Source organism: Aureibaculum luteum (genome assembly GCF_003449015.1).
GTDB lineage: Bacteria > Bacteroidota > Bacteroidia > Flavobacteriales > Flavobacteriaceae > Aureibaculum > Aureibaculum luteum.
In genome coordinates this window covers 39573-63047 of the sequence record NZ_QRGD01000010.1, presented here as the reverse complement: position 1 = coordinate 63047, position 23475 = coordinate 39573, and the positions used below count along the sequence as shown (strand labels likewise).

At 31.3% G+C, this 23475-nt stretch carries 20 protein-coding genes; 13 read left to right on the top strand and 7 right to left on the bottom strand.

Features of this window, described 5'->3' with window-relative positions; genetic code table 11:
• Positions 1 to 27: 27 nt before the first annotated feature.
• The 7 genes from D3P13_RS18945 (at position 28) to D3P13_RS18915 (ending at position 8118) form a co-directional block, all read left to right on the top strand.
• Positions 28 to 2193, top strand: coding sequence for a S9 family peptidase (locus tag D3P13_RS18945; RefSeq protein ID WP_232829245.1), 2166 nt, complete (start codon positions 28 to 30; stop codon positions 2191 to 2193).
• A gap of 128 nt (positions 2194 to 2321) precedes the next feature.
• Positions 2322 to 2975 carry a TetR family transcriptional regulator C-terminal domain-containing protein gene (locus D3P13_RS18940; RefSeq protein ID WP_117884669.1) on the top strand — a complete coding sequence of 218 codons (654 nt, stop codon included), beginning with the start codon at positions 2322 to 2324 and terminating at the stop codon, positions 2973 to 2975.
• A 64-nt stretch (positions 2976 to 3039) separates the two neighbouring features.
• A complete protein-coding gene (locus tag D3P13_RS18935) occupies positions 3040 to 4350 on the top strand; it encodes an ABC1 kinase family protein (protein WP_117884667.1) in 1311 nt (436 codons plus the stop codon).
• Positions 4350 to 4964: a flavin reductase family protein gene (locus D3P13_RS18930; RefSeq protein ID WP_117884664.1), complete on the top strand. Its 615-nt coding sequence runs from the start codon at positions 4350 to 4352 to the stop codon at positions 4962 to 4964. Before D3P13_RS18935 ends, D3P13_RS18930 begins: the two co-directional genes overlap by 1 nt.
• 257 nt (positions 4965 to 5221) lie before the next feature.
• Positions 5222 to 6259, top strand: coding sequence for a PLP-dependent cysteine synthase family protein (locus D3P13_RS18925; protein WP_117884662.1), 1038 nt, complete (start codon positions 5222 to 5224; stop codon positions 6257 to 6259).
• Positions 6260 to 6408: 149 nt separating this feature from the next.
• Positions 6409 to 7656, top strand: a complete 1248-nt coding sequence (locus D3P13_RS18920) for an aminotransferase class I/II-fold pyridoxal phosphate-dependent enzyme (RefSeq protein ID WP_117884660.1) — start codon at positions 6409 to 6411, stop codon at positions 7654 to 7656.
• 117 nt (positions 7657 to 7773) lie between these two features.
• Positions 7774 to 8118, top strand: a complete 345-nt coding sequence (locus D3P13_RS18915; RefSeq protein WP_117884658.1) for a TfoX/Sxy family protein — start codon at positions 7774 to 7776, stop codon at positions 8116 to 8118.
• Between the two features lie 26 nt (positions 8119 to 8144).
• Here the strand turns inward: D3P13_RS18915 and tsaD are convergent, their stop codons facing one another.
• A complete protein-coding gene (gene tsaD, locus D3P13_RS18910) occupies positions 8145 to 9173 on the bottom strand; it encodes a tRNA (adenosine(37)-N6)-threonylcarbamoyltransferase complex transferase subunit TsaD (protein WP_117884656.1) in 1029 nt (342 codons plus the stop codon).
• 246 nt (positions 9174 to 9419) lie between these two features.
• Between tsaD and D3P13_RS18905 the strand changes: the two genes are divergently transcribed.
• The 5 genes from D3P13_RS18905 (at position 9420) to D3P13_RS18885 (ending at position 17641) form a co-directional block, all read left to right on the top strand.
• Entirely contained in the window at positions 9420 to 13853 is a 4434-nt protein-coding gene (locus tag D3P13_RS18905; RefSeq protein WP_117884654.1) for a translocation/assembly module TamB domain-containing protein, read from the top strand.
• Positions 13854 to 14023: 170 nt separating this feature from the next.
• Positions 14024 to 15010 (top strand): 6-phosphofructokinase, encoded by a 987-nt coding sequence (gene pfkA / locus D3P13_RS18900; RefSeq protein WP_117884652.1) that lies wholly within the window; start codon positions 14024 to 14026, stop codon positions 15008 to 15010.
• A 13-nt stretch (positions 15011 to 15023) separates the two neighbouring features.
• The gene (gene gap, locus D3P13_RS18895; protein ID WP_117884650.1) at positions 15024 to 16025 is read left to right on the top strand and encodes a type I glyceraldehyde-3-phosphate dehydrogenase; all 1002 of its coding nucleotides are present in this window, start codon (positions 15024 to 15026) and stop codon (positions 16023 to 16025) included.
• Positions 16026 to 16138: 113 nt separating this feature from the next.
• The gene (locus D3P13_RS18890; protein WP_117884648.1) at positions 16139 to 16753 is read left to right on the top strand and encodes a LysE family translocator; all 615 of its coding nucleotides are present in this window, start codon (positions 16139 to 16141) and stop codon (positions 16751 to 16753) included.
• A gap of 33 nt (positions 16754 to 16786) precedes the next feature.
• Positions 16787 to 17641, top strand: coding sequence for a hydroxymethylglutaryl-CoA lyase (locus tag D3P13_RS18885; RefSeq protein WP_117884646.1), 855 nt, complete (start codon positions 16787 to 16789; stop codon positions 17639 to 17641).
• A 2-nt stretch (positions 17642 to 17643) separates the two neighbouring features.
• On the opposite strand, the gene D3P13_RS18880 is transcribed toward D3P13_RS18885, so the two are convergent.
• Together D3P13_RS18880 and D3P13_RS18875 are read right to left on the bottom strand one after the other, a co-directional pair.
• Positions 17644 to 18219: a YdeI/OmpD-associated family protein gene (locus tag D3P13_RS18880; protein ID WP_117884644.1), complete on the bottom strand. Its 576-nt coding sequence runs from the start codon at positions 18217 to 18219 to the stop codon at positions 17644 to 17646.
• 28 nt (positions 18220 to 18247) lie between these two features.
• On the bottom strand, positions 18248 to 19222 hold the full coding sequence (locus tag D3P13_RS18875; protein ID WP_117884642.1) for a YpdA family putative bacillithiol disulfide reductase: 975 nt from the start codon (positions 19220 to 19222) through the stop codon (positions 18248 to 18250).
• A 244-nt stretch (positions 19223 to 19466) separates the two neighbouring features.
• On the opposite strand from D3P13_RS18875, the gene D3P13_RS18870 reads away from it, so the two are divergent.
• Complete coding sequence (locus D3P13_RS18870; RefSeq protein WP_117884640.1) at positions 19467 to 20051, top strand: DinB family protein; 585 nt, start codon at positions 19467 to 19469, stop codon at positions 20049 to 20051.
• Positions 20052 to 20095: 44 nt separating this feature from the next.
• Here the strand turns inward: D3P13_RS18870 and D3P13_RS18865 are convergent, their stop codons facing one another.
• The 4 genes from D3P13_RS18865 to D3P13_RS18855 all read right to left on the bottom strand — a co-directional run bounded on the left by D3P13_RS18865 (position 20096) and on the right by D3P13_RS18855 (position 23414).
• A complete protein-coding gene (locus D3P13_RS18865; protein ID WP_117884638.1) occupies positions 20096 to 21586 on the bottom strand; it encodes a pyridoxal phosphate-dependent decarboxylase family protein in 1491 nt (496 codons plus the stop codon).
• Positions 21587 to 21723: 137 nt separating this feature from the next.
• Positions 21724 to 22563 carry a class D beta-lactamase gene (blaOXA, locus tag D3P13_RS18860; RefSeq protein ID WP_117884635.1) on the bottom strand — a complete coding sequence of 280 codons (840 nt, stop codon included), beginning with the start codon at positions 22561 to 22563 and terminating at the stop codon, positions 21724 to 21726.
• Positions 22564 to 22816: 253 nt separating this feature from the next.
• Positions 22817 to 22963 carry a hypothetical protein gene (locus tag D3P13_RS22270; protein WP_157972967.1) on the bottom strand — a complete coding sequence of 49 codons (147 nt, stop codon included), beginning with the start codon at positions 22961 to 22963 and terminating at the stop codon, positions 22817 to 22819.
• Between the two features lie 58 nt (positions 22964 to 23021).
• Positions 23022 to 23414, bottom strand: a complete 393-nt coding sequence (locus D3P13_RS18855) for an AbiU2 domain-containing protein (protein WP_117884633.1) — start codon at positions 23412 to 23414, stop codon at positions 23022 to 23024.
• Positions 23415 to 23475: the final 61 nt, after the last annotated feature.

The following is a 23475-nucleotide window of genomic DNA, read 5'->3' as shown; positions in this document are numbered from 1 at the left end:
TTAGACCAAAATAATAAAAGACATAAAATGAAAAAAATAGCCTTTCTTTTAACGATACTTTCACTTACTTTTGCCACTTCATGCAAAAAAGATAAGATGCAAACAGAAGATATAAAACCACCTATTGCAGATGTTGTTCCGAAAGAAATGGAGACTCATGGTGATACTAGAATAGATAATTATTATTGGATGCGATTATCTGATGAGCAGAAAAATTCAAAAACTTCTGATGAGCATACGCAGAAGGTTTTAGATTATCTAAATGCTGAAAATGACTATTTTGATAAAAAAATGGGTCATACTGAGAAATTTACAGATGATTTATTTCAAGAGATGAAATCTAGAATTAAAGAGGATGACGAATCAGTACCTTATAAAGATAATGGTTATTTCTACATTACCCGTTATATTAAAGATGGTCAATACCCAATATATGCTCGTAAAAAGGCAACATTAGATGCTGAAGAAGAGTTGTTGTTTGATGTTAATAAACTTGCAGAAGGTCATGAATATTATAGTTTGGGCGGATTAAATGTGAGTCCAAATAATAAATTAGCAGCTTTTGCTGTTGACACCATTAGTCGTCGTCAATATGTTTTACAGTTTAAAAATTTAGAGACTGGTGAAATTTATCCTGAAAAAATAGAAAGTACATCTGGCTCTTCAGTTTGGGCCAACGATAATAAAACTGTTTTTTATACGAAGAAAAACCCAACTACTTTAAGAGCAGAACGAATTTTTAAGCATGTATTAGGTACAGATGCATCAACTGATATTGAAATATTTTTCGAAGCTGATGATACATACAGTACTTATGTTTTTAAAAGCAAATCAAATCAATTTATAGCTATTGGGTCAAGTAGTACATTAACCACTGAATATCAGGTTTTGTCTGCAGATAAGCCTAATGATAAATTCAAAATGGTACAGCCAAGAGTAAAAGGGTTGGAATATCATATTTCTCATTATCAAAATTATTTTTACATCTATACGAATAAGGACAAGGCATCAAATTTTAAATTAATGAAAACACCAATTGAAAAGACGAGTTCTGATAATTGGGTAGATGTTATTCCACATAGAGATGATGTTTTGTTAGAAGACATTTCAATTTTTAAAGATTATCTAGTTTTGGAAGAGCGTTCTAATGGATTGAATAAGATTCGTATCAAACGATGGGATGGAACAGCTGATGAATATTTACCATTTAATGAAGAAACGTATTCGGTAAATGTTAGTAGTAATCCAGAATTTGATACAGATACTCTCCGTTATAGTTATAATTCTTTTACAACTCCGGCTTCTGTTATAGATTATAACATGAAAGATAAGACGAAAGAAATTAAGAAAGAACAAGAGGTATTGGGAGGTAAGTTTGATAAGAATAACTATACAAGCAAAAGAGTTTGGGTTACCGCCAGAGATGGTAAGAAAGTAGCCGTTTCAATGGTGTATAGAAAAGATACCGAGCTTAACAAAGATACGCCGTTACTTTTGTATGCTTATGGTTCTTATGGAGCAACGATTCCAGATGGATTTAGCACGACACGTTTAAGTTTACTAGATAGAGGATTTGTTTTTGCATTGGCTCATATTCGTGGAAGCCAATATTTAGGAAGACAATGGTATGAAGATGGTAAGCTATTTAATAAGATGAATACGTTTACTGATTTTATAGATTGCTCTAAATATTTAATTGAAGAGAATTATACGTCAGCAGATCATTTATATGCCATGGGTGGATCAGCAGGAGGGCTGTTAATGGGAGGTATTATTAATATGAATCCAGAATTATACAATGGAATAGTTGCCGCAGTGCCTTTTGTGGATGTTGTTACTACCATGTTAGATGAAACTATTCCACTTACTACATTTGAGTATGACGAATGGGGGAACCCGAATGAAAAAGAGTATTACAATTATATGTTGTCTTATTCGCCTTATGATAATGTTGAGAAAAAAGAATATCCAAATATGTTAATCACTACGGGTTTACATGATAGTCAAGTTCAGTATTACGAACCTGCAAAATGGTTGGCTAAATTAAGAGCCAATAAAACAGATGATAATTTATTAGTGATGCATACCGATATGGAATCTGGTCATGGAGGAGCTTCAGGGCGATTTAATGCATTAAAAGACACCGCAAGAGATTATGGATTTATTCTTGAAATGGAGGGGATTAACGAATAATCACTTTGAAAGTATACATAAAAAAAAGTGCCTTAATTGAGCACTTTTTTTATTTAACAAAATATTTTGTTTAATTAATTGCTATTAAAGTTAAACAATCAGTATCTTTACAATCTAAATTAAAAGTCATGGCAAAAAAGAAAAATATTACCGAAAATGATCTGATGTCTTTTTATATGGACTATGTATTAGAGCATAACGAACAACCAAAGACCGTTTATGCTTTTGCAAAACATAACAATTTTGATGAAGCTCTTTTTTATAATTTCTACGGTACTTTTGAAGCCCTAGAGAAAAGTATTTTTAAAGCGTTTTTTGAGAATACGCTTATTGCATTGCATAAAAGCGAAGAGTATGCCTCATATGAATCAAGAGATAAGCTATTGAGTTTTTATTTCACATTCTTCGAAAACCTTACGGCAAACCGAAGCTATGTTTTACAAGCTTTGAAAGTTGATGGAAACAAATTGAAAAGCATTTCTAAACTTTCAGAATTAAAAAAAGCATTTACAGATTATATTGATAGTTTAAAAATTGAAATGGTCGATATGAAAGAAGAGAGGTTGATGAAATTTCAGCAAAAAACGTTAAAAGAATCTGCTTGGTTACAATTAATAGTTACCATAAAGTTTTGGATAGATGACACTTCTAAAAACTTTGAAAAAACGGATGTATTTATAGAAAAAGCGGTTAATACAAGCTTTGATTTAATAGATACACAACCAATTAAAAGTATTATCGATTTAGGTAAATTTTTGTACAAAGAAAAGATGAAACTATAATTGTTCAATATCAACTATGGTAATTTATGCTCTCAAGGATTTAATAAAAACTTAAAGTTAACAGATGAAAACGATAGACAGTATTCCAACTTCAAAAATACAACGTGCCTCAAAACTAGTAAAGACTGGAGCTAAGGTTGGTGTTAATTACCTTAAGTATTATGGAGATAAAATTATTAATACAGAAGTAGAAGCCAAAGAAAGATTAAATAAAAATAATGCGAACGATATATATGATGGACTAAAACAGTTAAAAGGAAGTGCTTTAAAGGTGGCTCAAATGTTGAGTATGGAAAAGAATATTTTGCCCAATGCGTATGTGGAAAAATTCTCCCTAGCTCAATTTTCGGTACCGCCCTTATCACCTCCTTTAGTCATAAAAACATTTAAGCAGTATTTTGGTAAACATCCTAATGAAATCTTTGATGTTTTTAATTCAACTTCAGTTAATGCGGCAAGTATTGGTCAAGTGCATAAGGCAGAAAAAGACAAAAAGGAGTTGGCGGTAAAAATACAGTATCCTGGTGTTGCTCAGAGTATTAGTTCAGATTTAGCTATGGTTAAACCTATCGCTATGAGCATGTTTAATATAAAAGGTAAAGATTCTGGTAAATATTTTAAGGAAGTAGAAGATAAGTTGATTGAAGAAACCGATTATATTTTAGAGGTAGAACAAAGTATAGCCATGGTAAATGCAGCAAAGCACATTCCTAATTTACTTTTTCCTAGATATTACAAAGAACTTTCTTCGGAGAGAATTATTACAATGGATTGGATGCACGGAGAACATTTGTCTGAATTTGTAGCTCATAATACCAATCAAGAAATGGCAAATCAATTAGGACAAGCTCTTTGGGATTTTTACATGTTCCAAATTCATAAATTGAAAAAAGTACATGCAGATCCACATCCAGGTAACTTTTTAATTAATAAAGAAGGAAAGCTAATTGTCATTGATTTTGGATGTATAAAAGAAATTCCAGAAGAATTTTATATTCCTTATTTTGAACTGGCTGAAGAAGATAATATTAATAATCCTGCCCTTTTTAAGGATAAGCTATATGAATTAGAAATCTTACGAGAAGATGATTCTAAAGAGGAAGTTGAATTTTTTACGAAAATGTTTCATGAAATGTTAAGCTTATTTACGCAGCCACTGCATCAAGAAGTTTTTGATTTTTCAAATCCTGATTTTTTCGAAAAGATAGGACAATTAGGAGAACGTTATTCTAAGAGTACTGAATTGAGAAAAATGAATGGAAATAGAGGATCTAAACATTTTATCTATATAAACAGAACTTTTTTTGGTTTGTATAACTTAATGTTCGATTTAAAATCACAGGGAGTGAAAATAAATAATTTTAAGAAGTTGTAATGGCCTATTTCAGTAAAACTGATCTTGATAGTTTGCATCATTTGTATAGAATTAATCTCATAAATAGCTGTACAGGTTATAAATCGGCTAATTTAATTGGTACAAAATCGGTAGATAATTTAGAAAACCTAGCTGTGTTTAGTTCGGTAACCCACATGGGGTCTCATCCACCATTGTTAGGTGTGTTTTTTAGACCAGCAACAGTTGCAAGAAACACTTATGAAAATATTAAGTCGACGGGAGTGTATACCATCAATCATATTAATGAAGAGGTTATAGAAGATGCTCACCATACTTCTGCAAAATATGATAAGCTCATATCAGAGTTTGAAAAGACAGATTTAAAACCAGAATACTTAAATGATTTTTCGGCTCCTTTTGTTGAAAGTGCTCCAGTAAAATTAGCCATGAAGTTTGTTGAAGAATATGAAATAAAGTGTAATGGTATTATTTTAGTTATCGGTGAAATAATTGATTTGCATATACAAGATGAAATGTTGGAAAATGATGGTTTTATTAACCTAACTTTAGGTAAAGTGGCAGCAATAAACGGTTTAGATGGCTATGCAATACCTCAATTAAAAAAGCGATTGGATTACCAACGTCCAAAGTAACCTTGTACCACTACTTATTATATTAAACAGAGGGTAATTTATGTAACATATCCAATTAGGTTGATGTTAAATTTAGAGTTTACTATTGAAATAAATCCGTTGTAATTGCATAATTTAATTGTAAAAATGATAATGTAAAAAATTAATTATCAGCTTTTTATCTGTTAAAATGGCGTTTTTTAACCATATTTTAAAAGTGATTTAAAAAAAAGGACTAAATTTGCCCGTTAGTTAATAGTAATTAGAATTGATTTTTTATGAGTCATAAATTAGGTATTAACCAGAACATTTTAGAGCTTATTGGTAATACACCAATGATTAAATTAAATAAAATTACCGACGAATTAGAAGGTGAGTTCTATACAAAGTTTGAAGGTTATAACCCAGGTCATTCAACAAAAGATAGAATTGCCCATCATATTATTGAACAAGCTGAAAAAGAAGGTTTAATTAAAAAAGGCACAACAATAATTGAGACTACATCAGGTAATACTGGTTTTAGTATTGCAATGGTAAGTAGAATAAAAGGCTACGATTGTATTTTAGCAGTAACATCAAAGTCATCAAGCGATAAAATTGACATGTTAAAGGCCATGGGAGCAAAGGTATATGTTTGCCCAGCTCATGTTAGTGCTGATGATCCTCGTTCTTATTATAATGTTGCAAAAAAATTGCATTCAGAAATAGCAGATTCAGTTTATATCAACCAATATTTTAATCAGTTAAATACTGATGCACATTATAATTCTACTGGACCTGAAATATGGGAACAAACTGATGGTAAAATAACTCATTTAGTCGCCGCTAGTGGCACAGGTGGTACAATTTCTGGAACTTCAAGATATTTAAAAGAGCAAAACCCTAATATTAAAATTATTGGTGTAGATGCTTATGGTTCTGTATTGAAAAAATTCCATGAAACGGGAGAATTAGATACGAAAGAGAGTTATCCATATCGTATTGAAGGTTTAGGTAAGAATTTGATACCTACTGCAACAGATTTTGATATCATTGACAAATTTGAAAAAGTAAGTGATGAAGATAGTGCCCATAGAGCTAGAGAAATTGCATTATCAGAAGGTGTTTTTGCTGGTTATACAAGTGGAGCCGCGATGCAAGCTGTATTTCAATTAGCGAAAAAAGGTGAATTTGATGAAAATAGCAAGGTCGTTGTTATCTTTCCCGATCACGGTTCAAGATATATGAGTAAAATTTATAGTGATGATTGGATGCAAGAACAAGGGTTTTTTGATACAGAAAAATTTGCACATTCAGAAATTGAATTTATAAAATAGGTGATTTAAAGTTTCAAAAAGGCTTCAATATTGAAGCCTTTTTTTATATAATTCATTTAAAATTAGTAACTTGTTAAAAAAGAGTTGCGAGGTAGTTCAAAATACGTTAAAAAATACGTTACTTTGCAAAATTAAATTAGAGATTCGAGATGAAAGATTTATTTGAAAGAATAATTAACGATAAAGGGCCTTTAGGTAAATGGGCCGAGCAAGCGGAAGGATATTATGTGTTTCCAAAGTTAGAAGGACCTATTTCAAACAGAATGGGTTTTAACGGTAAAAAAGTGATCACTTGGAGTATAAATGATTACTTAGGTTTAGCTAATCATCCAGAGGTGATAAAAGCTGATGCTGCTGCTGCTGCTGAACATGGTATGGCATACCCAATGGGTGCCAGAATGATGTCTGGACATACCCACTTTCATGAGCAATTAGAACAAGAATGTGCGGAGTTTGTTCATAAGGAAGCTGCATATTTAGTTAATTTCGGTTACCAAGGAATGGTATCTGCGATAGATGCTTTAGTTACAAAACATGATGTTATTGTTTATGACATGGATACACATGCCTGTATTATTGATGGTGTGCGTTTACATGCTGGTAAACGTTTTGTTTACAAACATAATGATGTAGAGAGTTTAGAAAAAAACTTAAAAAGAGCAACTAAAATGGCTACTGAAAACGGTGGTGGAATTTTAGTCATATCAGAAGGTGTTTTTGGTATGCGAGGCGAACAAGGTAAATTGAAAGAAATTGTTGCTCTAAAGGAAAAATATAATTTCAGATTTTTAGTCGATGATGCTCACGGATTCGGAACCTTAGGTGAAGGAGGAAGAGGAGCAGGAGTTGAGCAAGGTGTTCAAGATGGTATTGATGTCTATTTTGCGACTTTCGCAAAATCTATGGCTGGTATTGGAGCCTTTTTCGCTGCTGATAAAGATATTATTCAGTACTTAAAATACAATATGCGTTCGCAAATGTTTGCAAAATCATTACCTATGGTTATGGTTAAAGGTGCATTAAAACGTTTGGATATGTTACGTACTATGCCAGAGTTGAAAGAAAAACTTTGGGAAAATGTAAATGCGTTACAATCAGGTTTAAAAGAAAATGGATTTGATATTGGTAACACAAATACGTGTGTAACACCCGTATTTTTAGAAGGTGATATACCAGAAGCTATGGCTATGGTAAATGATTTAAGAGAAAATCATGGTATTTTCTGTTCTATTGTGGTGTACCCTGTAATTCCTAAAGGAATGATTTTATTAAGAATGATTCCAACTGCAGCTCATACATTAGAAGATGTAAAAGCGACAATAATAGCCTTTTCTGAGATTAGAGATAAACTAAAACAAGGTGTTTACAAGAAAATTGCCGAAGCAATGCTTGGATAGTAATAAACATTTTAAAAAATATAAAATCCCAAATTCTAATTGTTAGAATTTGGGATTTTTTTATTCATAGTATAATCCAATAATAATTGTAATTTGTAAAGCGAAAACAATTAATAAATGCCATACGATATACAATTAGGGGAGCGAATTAATGAAATCATTAAATCAAAAAAAGTTCCATTTTACAGTAAAAAAATGATGGGTGGACTGATTTTTATGGTCAATGAAAAAATGACATGTGGAATCCATATCGATAAAAAATATGGCGACAGTTTGTTAATGGTAAAAATAGGAATGCCAGCTTATGAAGAAGAAATAAAAAAAGACGTTTGTCTACCCATGGACTTTACAGGAAGACCCATGAAAGGCTATATTTTTATAACTCCAAGTGGTTTTGATCTAGAATCCGATTTAGAATATTGGATTGATAAAGCTTTGGATTTTAATAAAATGACGGAATAGTATTTAAGATACCATAACTTTAAATACTAAAACTTCATTCTCGCACTTGCGGTAATTCCCAAATCATCAAACTGCTCATCTAAATATTTATAATACCCCACTATTCCAATCATAGCCGCATTATCCATGGTGTATTCAAATTTAGGTATATAGGTGGTCCAATTATATTTGTTTTCAGCTTTCTTTAAGACTTTTCGTATTTCAGAATTTGCAGAAACTCCTCCGGCAATAGCAATATGTTTAATGCCTGTCTGTTTCACGGCTTTTTTCAATTTATCCATTAATATAGTCGTAATAGTAAATTGTATAGAAGCACAGATATCATTTAGGTTTTCTTCGATGAAATTAGGGTTTTCTTTGACTTGTTTTTGAATAAAATAAAGAATAGCAGTTTTTAATCCACTAAAACTAAAATCGAGTGAATTTTTAGTTTTTGGTTTTGTGAAAATATAAGCATTCGGATTTCCTAATTGAGCATGTTTGTCTACCAATGGTCCACCTGGATAAGGCAAGCCTAAAATTTTAGCAGATTTATCGAAAGCTTCACCAACAGCATCATCAATGGTTTCTCCAATAACTTCCATCGTAAAATGATCTGTTATTTTAACAATTTGCGTATGTCCACCACTTATCGTTAAACATAAAAATGGAAAAGGCGGTTTTTGTTGACTATCATCATTTATAAAATGAGCCAAAATATGAGCTTGCATATGGTTGACCCCTATTAGTGGTATGTTTAAAGCTAAAGCCATGGACTTGGCAAAAGAACTACCCACTAATAAAGAGCCCATTAAACCTGGGCCTTTTGTAAACGCGATAGCATTCAATTGTTTTTTATCAATTCCAGCTTGCTTCAGGGCCTGAGCAACAACAGGTACAATATTTTGCTGATGTGCTCTTGAGGCCAATTCAGGAACCACGCCACCATATTGTGAATGAATTTCTTGATTAGCCACAACATTACACAATACTTTGTCGTTGTGTAAGATAGCCACCCCTGTGTCATCGCAAGATGATTCTATCGCTAAAATATATGTTGAATTATTTGTTTTCAAGTTAACCTTATTATTTTTATTTATACTCCTTAATTAGAGTAAGAGAGCATGCTATTTTGCGTCTGAACCTTATGAGTTTTGAAACTAAATACATAATATGAATAATTAAGACAAATTTATGTATTTAAGGCATAAAATTTGTACCTGTAAATTGTGTAATTTTAGCACGGCAAATTTATAACAATTAAAACTATCAAAAGAGCAAAAAAAATAATTGTAAGAACACTATTAATTTTATTATTATTAGTGGTCGTATCTGTTGTTCTACTCTCACTGCCTATAGTACAAACTAAACTTGCCAAAATTGTTACAAACAGTTTAAATAAAACGTATAACACCAATATCGTTGTTCAAAAAGTAGATTTATCTTATTTGGGCAATGTTAAATTAAAAGGGGTTCAAATTGACGATCATCATAATGATACGTTAATTTATGTAAATGAAATTTCTACATCAGTTTTTAGTTATAAAAATATTTTAGATAATAAACTTGAGTTTGGTGAAGTTGATGTTTCAGGCCTTTATATGCATATGAAGACCTATAGTGGTGAAGAACAAGATAACTTATCCGTTTTTATTGATAAGTTTGATAGTAAGGATTCAGAACCTTCATCAACACCCTTTTTATTGACTTCTTCCAAGTTAAATATTGACAATGCTAATTTTTATTTATTTGATAAAAATAAACAAGAGGATGCTATTGTGTATTATAAGAATATTATAGGGATTGTAGATGATTTTAAAATTGAAGGACCTAAAGTTTATGCAAACGTGAGAAGGATTTCTTTGGTGGAAAATCATGGAATTGAAGTGAAACAGTTGACGTCAAATTTTGTTTATACCAAAACAAAAATGACCTTTGATTCCACGTATTTGGAAACGGAGAACTCTACTGTCAATGCTGATTTTACTTTTAATTATAAGCGAGAAGATTTGGCAGATTTTAATAATAAAGTACAAATCGATGCTGCAGTTACTAAAGGGGAAGTGTCACTAATTGATTTGAATAAGTTTTATAGTGAAATTGGATTAAATGATAAGGTTAATTTTACTACCAATTTAAAAGGAACTTTAAACGATTTTAAGCTTACTAATTTTGAGTTGGTATCAAATAGAAATTCTATTATAAATGGGCATTTTCATTTTGAAAATGCGATAAATAAAGAAAATGGTTTTTCATTAACCGCTAATATTAATGAGCTTACATCGAACTACGAAAATTTAAAGATAATATTACCTAATCTTTTAGGTCAAAATTTACCACCAGCAGTTGGTAAATTGGGAAGGTTTAGTGTTACTGGTCAATCATTCATAACTACTACTTTAATGAATGCCGATGTTATCGTTAAAACAGATTTGGGTAAAATTATTACCAATTTAAAAATGACGGATATCAATGACATAAATAATGCTAAATATATTGGTGAAATTGAATTTGTAGACTTAGAATTTGGAAAAATAATACAAGATAGCCTTGTAGGTAAATTATCACTTATTGCAGATATAAAAGGTAAAGGCTTTACATTAGATCATATTAATACTTCCATAAATGGTAATATTTTTAAACATCAATACAAGGGGTATACCTATAATGATATTGATATTAACGGTGTCTTCAAAAACAAACATTTTAATGGAAGTTTAGTCTCTAAAGATGAAAACCTACAAATGAGTTTTACAGGTTTGGCAGATTTGTCAAAAAAAGTATATGATTTTGATTTCGTTGCAGATGTGGTGTATTCAGATTTTAATAAACTCAATCTATTTAAAAGAGACTCCATGGCAATCCTTAAAGGAAAAATAGATATAAAATTACGAGGAAATTCGTTAGATAATATTGCAGGTGAAATAAATTTTTCTAATGCTTCCTATACCAATCAAAATGATAATTACTTTTTTACTGATTTTAAAGTTGCGTCAGAATTTCAGGATAGTATAAGGGTTGTAACTATTAACTCCACTGATATAATAGAAGGTAAAATAAAAGGGATCTTTAAATATAATGAAATAGGAAAACTAGCAACAAATTCATTTGCTGGTATTTATGCTAATTATACACCTGCCGTTGTAACGAAAGGGCAATTTGTCGACTTCAATTTTAAAATTTACAATAAAATTGTTGATGTATTCTTTCCTGAGGTGAAAATAGGGGCTAATTCAACTATTAAAGGGGTAATTAGTTCTGATTCAGACCAGTTCGAATTGACTGTAAAATCGCCACACATTGACGCCTATGACAATCTTATTGAAAACATTAGATTACAAATTGATAATAAAAACCCAATTTATAACACGCTATTAAGTGTCGATGAAATAAAAACCAAATATTATAATGTTGCAGATGTTAACTTGGTAAATGTAACGTTGAATGACACGCTGTTTTTTAGAACAGATTTTGTTGGAGGTAAAGATTTAAAGGAAAAGTACGATTTAAGTTTCTATCATACTATAAATGAAAATAATAAATCGGTTGTAGGTTTAAAAAAATCTAATATTGTTTTTAAAGAAAACAACTGGGCCATAAACCCAACGAACAACAATCAAAATAAAATTGTATTTGACAAGGGGTTTAACACCTTTGCTTTCGATAAGTTTACGGTTTCTCATGAAGATCAAATTATTGATATGGCCGGTATTATTAATGGTAAAAGCAATAAAGACCTAACGTTGAATTTAAAAAATGTTGATCTAAATGGCATAACGCCATATATAGATGGCTTTATTATGAAAGGTTTGGTAAACGGGAAGGTTAATTACAAACAAATGAACGGAGAGTCTTTTCCGTTGGCCAATGTTTCCATTAATGACTTTTATATAAATGATATAAAACAAGGTAATCTTTTTATTACCGCACAAGGAGACAACTCCATTGATCAATATCATGTTGCAGCAAGATTAACCAATGACCGATTTGATGTTTTTGTTGCTGATGGTGAAATTGATTTTTCAGTAGAGCAGCCTACAATTCTTGCCAATTATAATTTTTACGAGTTTAACATAAATTCTTTTAGCGATTTAGGGAAAGACGTATTAACCAATATAAGAGGTAAGGTTAAAGGTAACGGAACCGTTTCTGGTTTGCTTGAAAACCCTGATTTTAATGGCCTATTAACGTTGGATAATGCAGGACTTAAAATACCCTATTTAAATGTTGATTTTGATATTGCCAATAATTCTAAAGTAGAATTAAGTAACAGAACCTTTAAATTTTTACCAACAACAATTACTGATATAGATAAGAATACTACCGGTAGTTTATATGGTAGTATCATTCATTATAAGTTCAAAAAATGGTATTTAAATTTAAATATTGATACTGATAATTTATTGGTTTTAAATACAGTTGAAGACGAAGATGTACAATATTACGGAACTGCCTTTATGGATGGAACTGCCAGTATTAAAGGATACACAGATCAGTTAACTATTAATGTAGAAGGAGCAACAATGCCTGGTACAGAGTTTATTGTTCCGTTAAGCGATGTTTCAACTATTGGAGATTCTGGTCTAATTAATTTTGTAACCTTAGCGGAAAATGGGGTCGATAAAAACAAACGCGAAGAAGTAATTTTTGACAAACTAAAAGGATTAAATCTAAATTTTGATTTAGAAGTTAGAGATAATGCTATTGCAGAGATTGTTATTGATAAAAATACAGGTAGTATTTTAAGGGGTAGTGGTAATGGATATTTAGGCATAGAAATAAATACCAATGGTAAATTTGAGATGAGTGGAACTTATATTATTTCTGAAGGAATTTATGAATTTAGAAATATTGTGAATAAAGACTTTATAGTACAACCCAATGGAAAGGTAATTTGGAATGGCAATCCGTTTGATGCTTTTATAGACATAACAGCGATATATAAAACAAAAGCCAACCCTTCTGTTTTATTAGATAATATAGACCAAAGTTCCAATAGGAAAATAGATGTGAATCTGATAGCGAAAATTACAGGGCAATTGTTAAATTCTGAAATTGATTTTGACCTAGAATTAGTCAACCAAAATTCAAGTATAAATTCAGAATTAGATTTTAAACTAAGTAACGAAGATGCAAAAATGACTCAATTTTTCTCTTTATTAATGGCTAATTCTTTTATGCCTTTAAGTGATGGTAATTTAAATTTTGATGGAAATGCAGCTTTAACTGGTAATTTGTCAGAGAAAATAGCGAAGGTGCTTTCAGGTATATTAAAGTCAAAAGGTGATAAATTTGAATTGGGTGTAACCTATGATATTGCAAGTAAAAATGATGTAAGGTCATACGATTTAAGTGATCAATTAGGGGTTTCTTTTTCAAGTACAATTGCAGATAGGCTTATTGTTAATGGTAAAGTTGGAGTTCCGGTTAGTACGAATACACAACAGAATAATATTGTAGGAGAAGTTGAGGTTGAACTACCATTAAATGAGGAAGGTACATTAAGAGCAAAAGCATATACTCGACAAAATGACATTGAATATGATGTTACTGATGTAGAAGGTTATACACATGGTATTGGTTTATCATGGCGAGTGGATTATGACAATACAAAAGAATTGGTTGATAAGTTACTTCAAAGAAGTGATAGAGGTAAGCAAAAGAAAAAAGTTAAAGATAGTTTAAAAGCCGAAAAGAAATTAATCAATATAGGGGCAAGAAAAAAAGATTCTATTCCCAGCAAAGTTAAAAATTAAATGACTTTTCTGTTAATGTCATAAAATACACGTATTTAGTGATTTAAATAAAATGTGAGGCCGTAGGTGTTACAACTTCTAACGATAACGATTTCGTATAAATGTTCTAAAAAGTCTATAAATTACCTTAATTATTCTTAGTTTTACACTGCTTTAAAATAAGTGTAAAAATGAAGGGAAATATAAAAAAAATAGGTGTAATGACGTCTGGAGGCGATGCCCCAGGAATGAATGCGGCCATTAGAGCTGTAGCGAGAGCCTGTTCTTATTATAATATTGAATGTGTTGGTTTCTATAGAGGATATCAAGGAATGATTGAAGGTGATTTCGTAGAACTCACAGCAAGAAGTGTAAAAAATATTATTAGTAAAGGCGGTACAATACTGAAATCGGCTCGTTCTGCAGAGTTTAGAACAAAAGAAGGAAGAGCAAAGGCGTACGAACAAGTAAAAAAAGCAAAAGTAGATGCTTTGATACTCATAGGTGGTGATGGTACATTTAATGGAGGTATTGTGTTTGGAAAAGAATATGGTATTCCATTTATTGGTATTCCTGGAACTATCGACAATGATATCGCAGGTACTTCATCAACAATAGGATATGATACGGCATTAAATACAGTCGTAGAGTGTATTGATAAGATTAGAGATACTGCAAGTTCACATAACAGACTGTTTTTTGTTGAAGTTATGGGGCGTGATGCTGGTTTTATTGCTTTAAATGCTGGTGTTGGAGCAGGAGCTGAAGAAATTTTGTTGCCAGAAGAAGATTTAGGATTAGATAGATTATTAGAATCGTTAAAGAAAAGTAAAAGCAGAGGAAAATCTTCGAGCATTGTAGTAGTTTCTGAAGGAGATAAAACAGGCAAAAATGTATTTGAATTGGCAGAATATGTTACTAAAAACTTACCAGAATATGAAGCGAGAGTTTCTGTTTTAGGTCACATGCAACGTGGTGGAAGTCCAACATGTTTTGATAGAGTTTTAGCTAGTAAATTAGGAGTTAAAGCTGTAGAAAGTTTATTAGACGGACAGTCTAATGCAATGGTAGGATTTTTAAACAATAAAATTGTAACAACAGACATTGAGGAAGCTATAATTAGCTCTCATGATATAAATAGAGAATTATTAAGAATATCTGATATACTATCAGTATAAAAAAACAAGAATTATGATTAAAATAGGAATTAACGGATTTGGAAGAATAGGTAGATTAGCATTTAGATCTGCAGTAAATAGAAAAGGTGTACAAGTAGTAGCAATAAATGATTTATTAGATGTAGATTATTTAGCTTACATGTTAAAATACGATTCTGTTCATGGAGCTTTTGATGGAACTGTTGATGTAAAAAACGGTAAATTAATTGTAAACGGAAACGAAATTAGAATTACAGCAGAAAGAAACCCAGCAGATTTAAAATGGGATGAAGTTGGTGCAGAATATGTAATTGAATCTACAGGATTTTTCTTAACTGAAGAAACTGCAGGAAAACACTTAGAAGCTGGTGCTAAAAAAGTAGTATTGTCTGCTCCATCTAAAGATCATACACCAATGTTTGTAATGGGTGTAAACAATACAGAATTAAAAGCAGATCAAAAAATATTTTCTAACGCATCTTGTACAACTAACTGTTTAGCTCCAATAACTAAAGTTTTAAATGATAACTTCGGTATTGTTGAAGGTTTAATGACAACTGTACATGCTGCAACTGCAACTCAAAAAACTGTTGATGGTCCTTCTATGAAAGACTGGAGAGGTGGACGTTCTGCTATTGGTAACGTAATTCCTTCTTCTACAGGAGCTGCAAAAGCTGTAGGTAAAGTAATTCCTGCAATGGATGGTAAATTAACTGGTATGGCTTTTAGAATTCCTACTATGGATGTTTCTGTTGTAGATTTAACTGTGAAGTTAGAGAAGCCAGCTACATATGCACAAATTTGTGCTGCTATGAAAGCTGCTTCAGAAAGTGGACCAATGAAAGGTGTTTTAGGATATACTGAAGATATGGTTGTTTCTCAAGATTTTGTTGGAGATACTCGTACTTCAATCTTTGATGCTAAAGCAGGTATTGCTTTAAATGATAACTTCGTAAAAGTTGTTTCTTGGTATGATAACGAAATGGGGTATTCAACTAAAATTGTTGACCTTATTGAATACGCTGCAACTTTATAGTTGATACAGCACTATAAGAATATTAAAATCCTGCTTCGGCAGGATTTTTTTTTGCTTAATTTAGCAAGTACCTGAAATAACAATAACTATTAACCAACAATTTAGTACATCAATTGGACATCATACTTTCATTTATAGCAGCAACAGCATTATTAGCAATTGCCCCGGGTCCTGATAATATTTATGTATTAATTACAAGTATTGCCGATGGTGTAAAATATGGTTTAGCAACTGTTTTTGGTTTAATCTCTGGCTGCATTATTCATACTACATTAGTGGCATTAGGTGTATCTACCATCATCAAAGACAATGAAAATTTATTTTTAGCACTTAAGATATTTGGTGCAAGTTACTTGATGTTTTTGGCCTATAAAGTTTACAAAAGTTCATCAAATATTAATTTGACTACAGACGTTAAAGTCGAAAAAAGCATGTTCCAATTATTTAAACGAGGGTTTATTATGAATGTACTGAATCCGAAAGTTTCTATTTTCTTTTTGGCTTTTTTTCCTTCATTCTTATTCAGTAAAGAGCTGAGTACCGTAATACAGTTTTTTATTTTAGGCTTTATTTTTATGGCAGTTTCTCTGATTGTTTTTTCCGTAATTGCAATACTTTCAGGACAAATAGCTAAAGGCCTCAATCAAAATAAAAATATGGGTAGGTTTTTAAAATGGTTGCAAATCATTGTTTTTGTTGGAATAGCAATTTTTATTTTATTTTCTTAAAATAGTTATATCAAATTGTATCTTTGATTTTCAATGAGTCTATTAAAAATCATAGAATGTCCAAGAGACGCCATGCAAGGTATAAAGTTGTTTATACCCACAGAAACAAAGGCGGCGTATATCAATCAACTATTAAAGGTTGGCTTTGATACTATTGATTTTGGTAGCTTTGTTTCACCTAAGGCAATTCCGCAAATGCGAGATACTGCTGAGGTACTTTCTATGCTTGACTTAAATACTACAAAAAGTAAATTATTATCAATTGTTGCCAATATACGAGGGGCAAATGATGCTTCTCAATTTGAGGAAATAGATTATCTAGGCTATCCTTTTTCTATTTCGGAAAACTTCCAAATGCGTAATACCGGTAAAACTATAGCAGAATCTATTGTTATTTTAAAGGAAATCTTAAATATTGCAGATAAATCGAACAAAGAAGTGGTAGCTTATTTATCCATGGGGTTTGGTAATCCTTATGGAGATCCTTGGAATGTTGATATCGTAGCCGATTGGACACAAAAAATGGCCGCTATGGGAGTTAAAATAATTTCCTTGTCAGATACTATTGGAAGTTCAACACCAGATATCATAGAGTATCTTTTTACTAATCTGATTCCGATGCATTCTAATATAGAATTTGGTGCTCATTTACATACAACGCCTAGCACATGGAAAGAAAAAGTACATGCTGCATTTTCTTCTGGTTGTAATCGTTTTGATAGTGCTATAAAAGGATATGGAGGTTGTCCTATGGCAAAAGACGAGTTAACGGGTAATATGCCTACCGAGAAATTAGTTTCTTATTTTAAAGAGCATAAGATAGCATTAAATCTAAATCAACAAGAGTTTGACAAGTCTTATGCTAATTCAAGCAATGTGTTTTTATAGGGTCACCAAGTAGCTCTAGATTTTATATTTTTCTCACAAAATTGAATAATTTGCTCAATCCGATTCATTCTTGTTTGAGGTCGTTTTGCTTGATTTAACCAATACAAATAGCTCTTTTTGTAACTGGGTGCAAAATTGGTGTAATTTTCAAAAGCTAAATTATTTTTATCAAAGGCATTTTGTAATTCTTCTGGTACAATTAAATTTTCAACATCATCCAATGCTATCCATGAGCCATTTTTCTTGGCTACATCTATTTTTGTTAAGCCACTCTGATGCATTAAGTCATTTTCAATAAGCTCTATAATGTGATTTTTGTTGAGTTTACTCCAAACACTTTTAGCATTTCTTGGACAGAAATATTGCCTTCTACGTTCATTATCTATTTTTTTAACAGTAGAGTCTATCCAACCAAAACATAGGGCAACTTTAACGGCCTCTTCCCAACGCATACTAGGCATGTCACTTTCCACTTTATAAAAAATAAGATACACACCGCCAACAGTAGTATGGTTTTCTTCCAACCATGCTCTCCATTCAATATCCTTCTTAAAATAAATTTCTGGTAGTTTAGCCATTTTTAGTGTACATAAAGTCTTTACAAAATTAAGACTGTTTAGCAATTATATCTTTTATAATCATTTTTGCATGTATGCGAGAGTTTTCAATAAACCATTTATGGGTTTCTTTTCCACCACATATAACTCCAGCTAAATAGATTCCTTTTAAATTACTCTCCATTGTCTCTGGATTGTAAGCTGGCTTTTTCAATCCATCAGTGGATAGTTGAATTCCTATATTCTTTAAAAAATCAAAATTAGGTTGGTAGCCGGTTAAAGCAACTACAAAATCATTTTTTAAGGATATTTCTTTACCTTCTTTCGTTGATATAACTACTTTATCCTTTAAAATTTCTTTAATTTCTGAATGGTAGTATGCTTTAATACTTCCTTCTTCAATTCTATTTACAATATCTGGTTTTACCCAATATTTTACCCGGTCTCCAATATTTTCCCCTCGAATTATCATGGTAACTCTACCGCCTTTTCTATAAATTTCTAGAGCGGCATCTACAGCAGAATTACTAGCTCCGACAATGACAACATCTTGTTCTGAAAAATAATGAGGATCGTCATAATAATGAAAAACCTTTGGTAAATCCTCTCCAGGAACATTTAAATAATTAGGAATGTCATAAAAGCCAGTTGAAATAATAATTTGTTTCGCTTGGTATTTATTTTTATCAGTAGTTACATTATATAAATTAATTTTTGTTTCTACCATTTCAACTTTTTCAAATAAATTTACATTAAGCTTATTGGAAGAAACAATGCGACGATAGTATTCTAACGCCTCTTTTTTATTTGGTTTAGCATTACTGCTTATAAAAGGAATATCGTCAATTTCTAACTTTTCAGACGTAGAAAAAAAAGTCATATTGGTAGGGTAGTTGTATAACGAGTTGACCAAAACCCCTTTTTCAACGATAAGGTAGGTTAAATTCTTTTTCTTCGCTTCTAACGCACAGGCAATCCCAATTGGTCCTGCACCAATAATTAAAACATCTAAAGTAGTATTCATCAATATTATTTTGTTACCAACACACTCGTTTATAGTTGTTTGAAAAGGTTGGTGTGAATCATTTTTTATTAACTACCCAAAATGGGCTTCCATTTTCAATATTTATATTACTTTTAAAAACAACAAAATTAATAATTTAATAATGAAACGAGTATGTATAAAACGTTAAGTCATAATGAAATTATTAATAGCGAACAGTCTCGACGCTATGGGATGACAATTATAAAACAATAAATAAAAACGCATGAAATCATTTTTATATATCGTACTCCTTTTAACAATTTCATCTATTAATGCTCAGAATATGAAAACAGACATACCTTATGCTGTAGTTCCTCCCCATCCTGAAAAATATACGGCTACAACTGTCGCAGCAAGAATGATTGATGGTTTAGGGTTTAGATATTATTGGGCAACAGAAGGTTTACGTCCTAAAGATTTAGATTATAAAGCAAGTGAAGAAGGGCGGACAAGTGCAGAAACGGTTCGTCATATTTATGAATTGTCCAAAATGATTGTAAATGCAACTACCAAAACACCCAATGGTAAAAAAGAAAAAGATTCTTTAAGTTTTGATGAACTTAGAAGTGCAACCTTATTAAACTTTAAAAAAGCGAGTACTATTTTATTAGAAGCGGAATCATTAGATGATTTTAAGATTATTTTTGAAAATGATTATGGTACTTCTGAACACTCTTTTTGGATTAACATTAGTGGTCCCATTGAAGATGCTATCTGGCATTCAGGTCAAGTTTCCCTATTGAGAAGGGCTTCTGGAAACCCTTTTAACTCTAAGGTAAGTGTCTTTAGTGGTAAGGTTAGAAAGTAATTCATTGACATAATTATTTTCTATAAATAAAGAAGAAATTATATTTACATATCCTGCATTAAATTGTTTAATTTTCTTCCTTCTTTTACTATTATTTCTATACTATCTTCTATATCCTTTTTTGTAGTTCTAAAGTTTACGATACAGGTACGTAAGCAGTATTTGTTTTCTACAATTGCGTTTGATAAAAATAGTTCACCTCCGTTTTGCACACTGTTCACTAATTCTTCATTTAAAGTGTTTAAATAGGCCTCTCTTTTTTCACCTTGTTCTTGATAGTTTTTAGGTACATACCTAAACGTTGCAATACTTAAATTTTGAGTTACGGGTTCTAATTCTGTATGTTTATTTGCCAGTTCATAGAAGTATTTGGACAATGCTATATCTTCTTTGATCAATTTTACATAACCATTACTTCCAATTTGTTGTAACGCCAGCCATACTTTTAAAGCCCTAAAACCACGAGAGTTCTGCAGTCCATATTCAAAGTAGTTTAAAGAACCACCTTCTTCCGTTAAGCTGAAATTATAATATTCAGGATGCGAGCTATAGGTGTCTATAAGATGCTGTGGGTTTTTTACCAAAGTACAACCCGCTTCTAAAGCACTATAAAGCCATTTGTGAGGGTCTAATGCGATAGAATCGGCTTCTTTAATCCCTACAAATAAATCTTTTAATTCAGGAATAACAGCAGCTGGAATACCATAGGCACCATCTATATGAAACCATAAATTGTGCGTTTTACATGTTGAAGCAATGGCTTCGAGGTTATCTACAACACCAGTACTTACGTCTCCAGCAGTACCTACAACCATAAATGGTTGATGTCCTTGTTTTACATCTTCTTTTATAGTTTGCTCTAAGATTTCTATATTCATTTTATTAGCGGTATCCGTTGGAATCCATCGGATAGAATTTGAGCCATGTCCAAATAAAATAGCAGCTTTGTCAATCCAAGTATGCGTAGCTTTTGAACAATAGGAAATTAACATTTTAGAACTGCTAGAAAGTCCATTTTCTTTTATGGTTTTAGGTGATTTAGCCGTTCTTGCAGCTAAAAAGGCAGTGAAATTTGCCATGTTTCCTCCACTGACTAATATGCCTCCATAATTAGGTGAGACTCCTATAAACTCTGCCAACCATTTTATGGTCTGTTTTTCTATTTCTGTCGCCATCGGACTCAGTATTTGTCCGCCAACATTTGCATTAACTGAAGAGGCTAACAAATCGGCCAAGGCTCCAATAGGTGCTGCCGATGAGGTTATAAATCCAAAAAATTTTGGATGACCATTAAATAATGAATTTTCAAAGAGTAATTTAGAAGCTTTCGATAGTAATTCTTCTGCTGGCAATCCATTTTCTGGTAATGATAAAATACCTAATTTTTTTTGTAATTCTTTTGGAGACTTACTTGTTGTGATGGGTTTTTCTGAAATATCATCAAAAAAGTCAGAAATTGTATCAATGAGTTCATAACCTATTTTACGAAATTCGGTTTTGCTAATTTCAATTGAATTCTCACGTTTATTCGTCATTACGATTGTTTTAAAGCCTAGTTGGTTAATTACCCATTAAGCTTCCAATTTAGGAAATAAAAATGAAATAGAAAATTGGAAATAATTTTTATGAATAGTCTAGAACTAGCGATAAATTATTTATCGTACCAGAGCATTTATTTAATTATTCTCAATTGTTCAAATGCTTTATAGGTCACATTTTTTCTAATCATTGGAAACCTATTCATATCAAATTGTTCTTTCGGTTCAACATTTGTGGCGAAAAAATAAGTTTTATTTTGAGATTCGATATACCCCACAAACCAGCCATTATTGTTTCCATTACTGATTGACCAACCTGTTTTTCCACTAAGTTTGTACGCATCCTTTTTTTCAATTACCATCATTCTTTTCATGATCTGTTCAGTACGTTCAGAAATTGGTAATTCAGATTTATAAAACCGCTTTAAAAAGTCTATTTGCTGAAATTGATTAATTCGAGATGCTCCTTCTAACCAGAATAGGTCAATGTTGGTAGCGTCAACTATCATATTTCTGTATTCAAGTTTGTCTAGATATTCCTTCATTTTTTTTACTCCAATTTTTCGTGCTATCTCTTGATAGCAAGGAACACACGATAAACGAAAAGCATTTGTAAAGGTCAAATCCTGTTCCCAAGCCTTAAGCCTTCTATTTTCTCCGTTCCATTTAAAAAGTGTACTATCGTTTTCAACTATCCCTATTTCAAGTGCTATAATTGAATTGGTTATTTTGAAGGTAGAAGCTGGTAAGTTTCCTTTTTGAGCCCATTGGAAATCATTTGAATAGTACTTGTTTTTTTCAAAATCATAAATTAAAATTGCTCCTTTGACATTGGCAGAATCAATAATGGTTTGAAATTCTTTAACTACAATTTCTTGGTCTGTTACTTTAACTTCTTTTTTATCAGGGATGGTCTTCTTTTCAATGCAGGAAAAAAATAGAATTAATAAGAGTGCTAAATAAAATAGTTTCATCTTGTTTTATTAATGCCAATGTATTTGTGTGTGGACTTTCGTGTATTAAAGTACGAAATAATCATATTTTGAGCCTAGTAAGATAGTGTATATATTTAATGAATAAAAAGTTTGTTTTTCAACTCAGTTCTTGGTTAGTTGCGTGGATAAGTAACTAATTTAGCAAATACAAACCAGATAGAAAATCCGCGAGTCCCGACGCTTCGGGATTCGTAAATAGGCAGTGAACAAGTAATTAATTATACACGGTGTTCTACGCAGGCTTTTTTCCTAAAGTTATATCTCTGACCATTTGTAATTTTCCTAAATCCGGTCCTTTTTTTAATTCAGTCATAAGTATTTCTTCAGATCTTGTTAATATTTCTAACTTCTGATTCAAAGTCCATTTCTTATATTTCATATCTCAAATGTAGTATTATGAAATTTAAAAGAACACTCCGAACTTATAAGGGGCTAAACTAGTCATTATGAGCGTAATGTTTATCTCTCAAATTTTTAAAACTTTCTAAATGTTCAGAGTTCAGAATCTCAATTTTAAAAATAAGTTCATTTATCCTATCCGATTTTAATTCTCTTTTCCATTCTATTCTTTTTCGATTTGATTGGATAAAATTTAAGGTTTTTAATAAACTAAAATCTTCATTTGGGTTCATTAATTTACAAATATCAATCACAAATAGCTTAATTGAATTTCTATAAATTCGATAGAAAAAAGCTGATTTTTCTACTATTTTGTTAAAATATTCGGTTTCCTTATTTGATATAAATCTAATGTCGGTTTTTAGTCTTTCAAGCTCAATTAAAGTATCCCGAATTTCCGTCAGTTTATTTTCGAGAGTTTGTGTTTCCATATAAGTGATTTCAGCTTGCGTAGAACATATGTATAACCATATTATAGTTATATTGAATTTA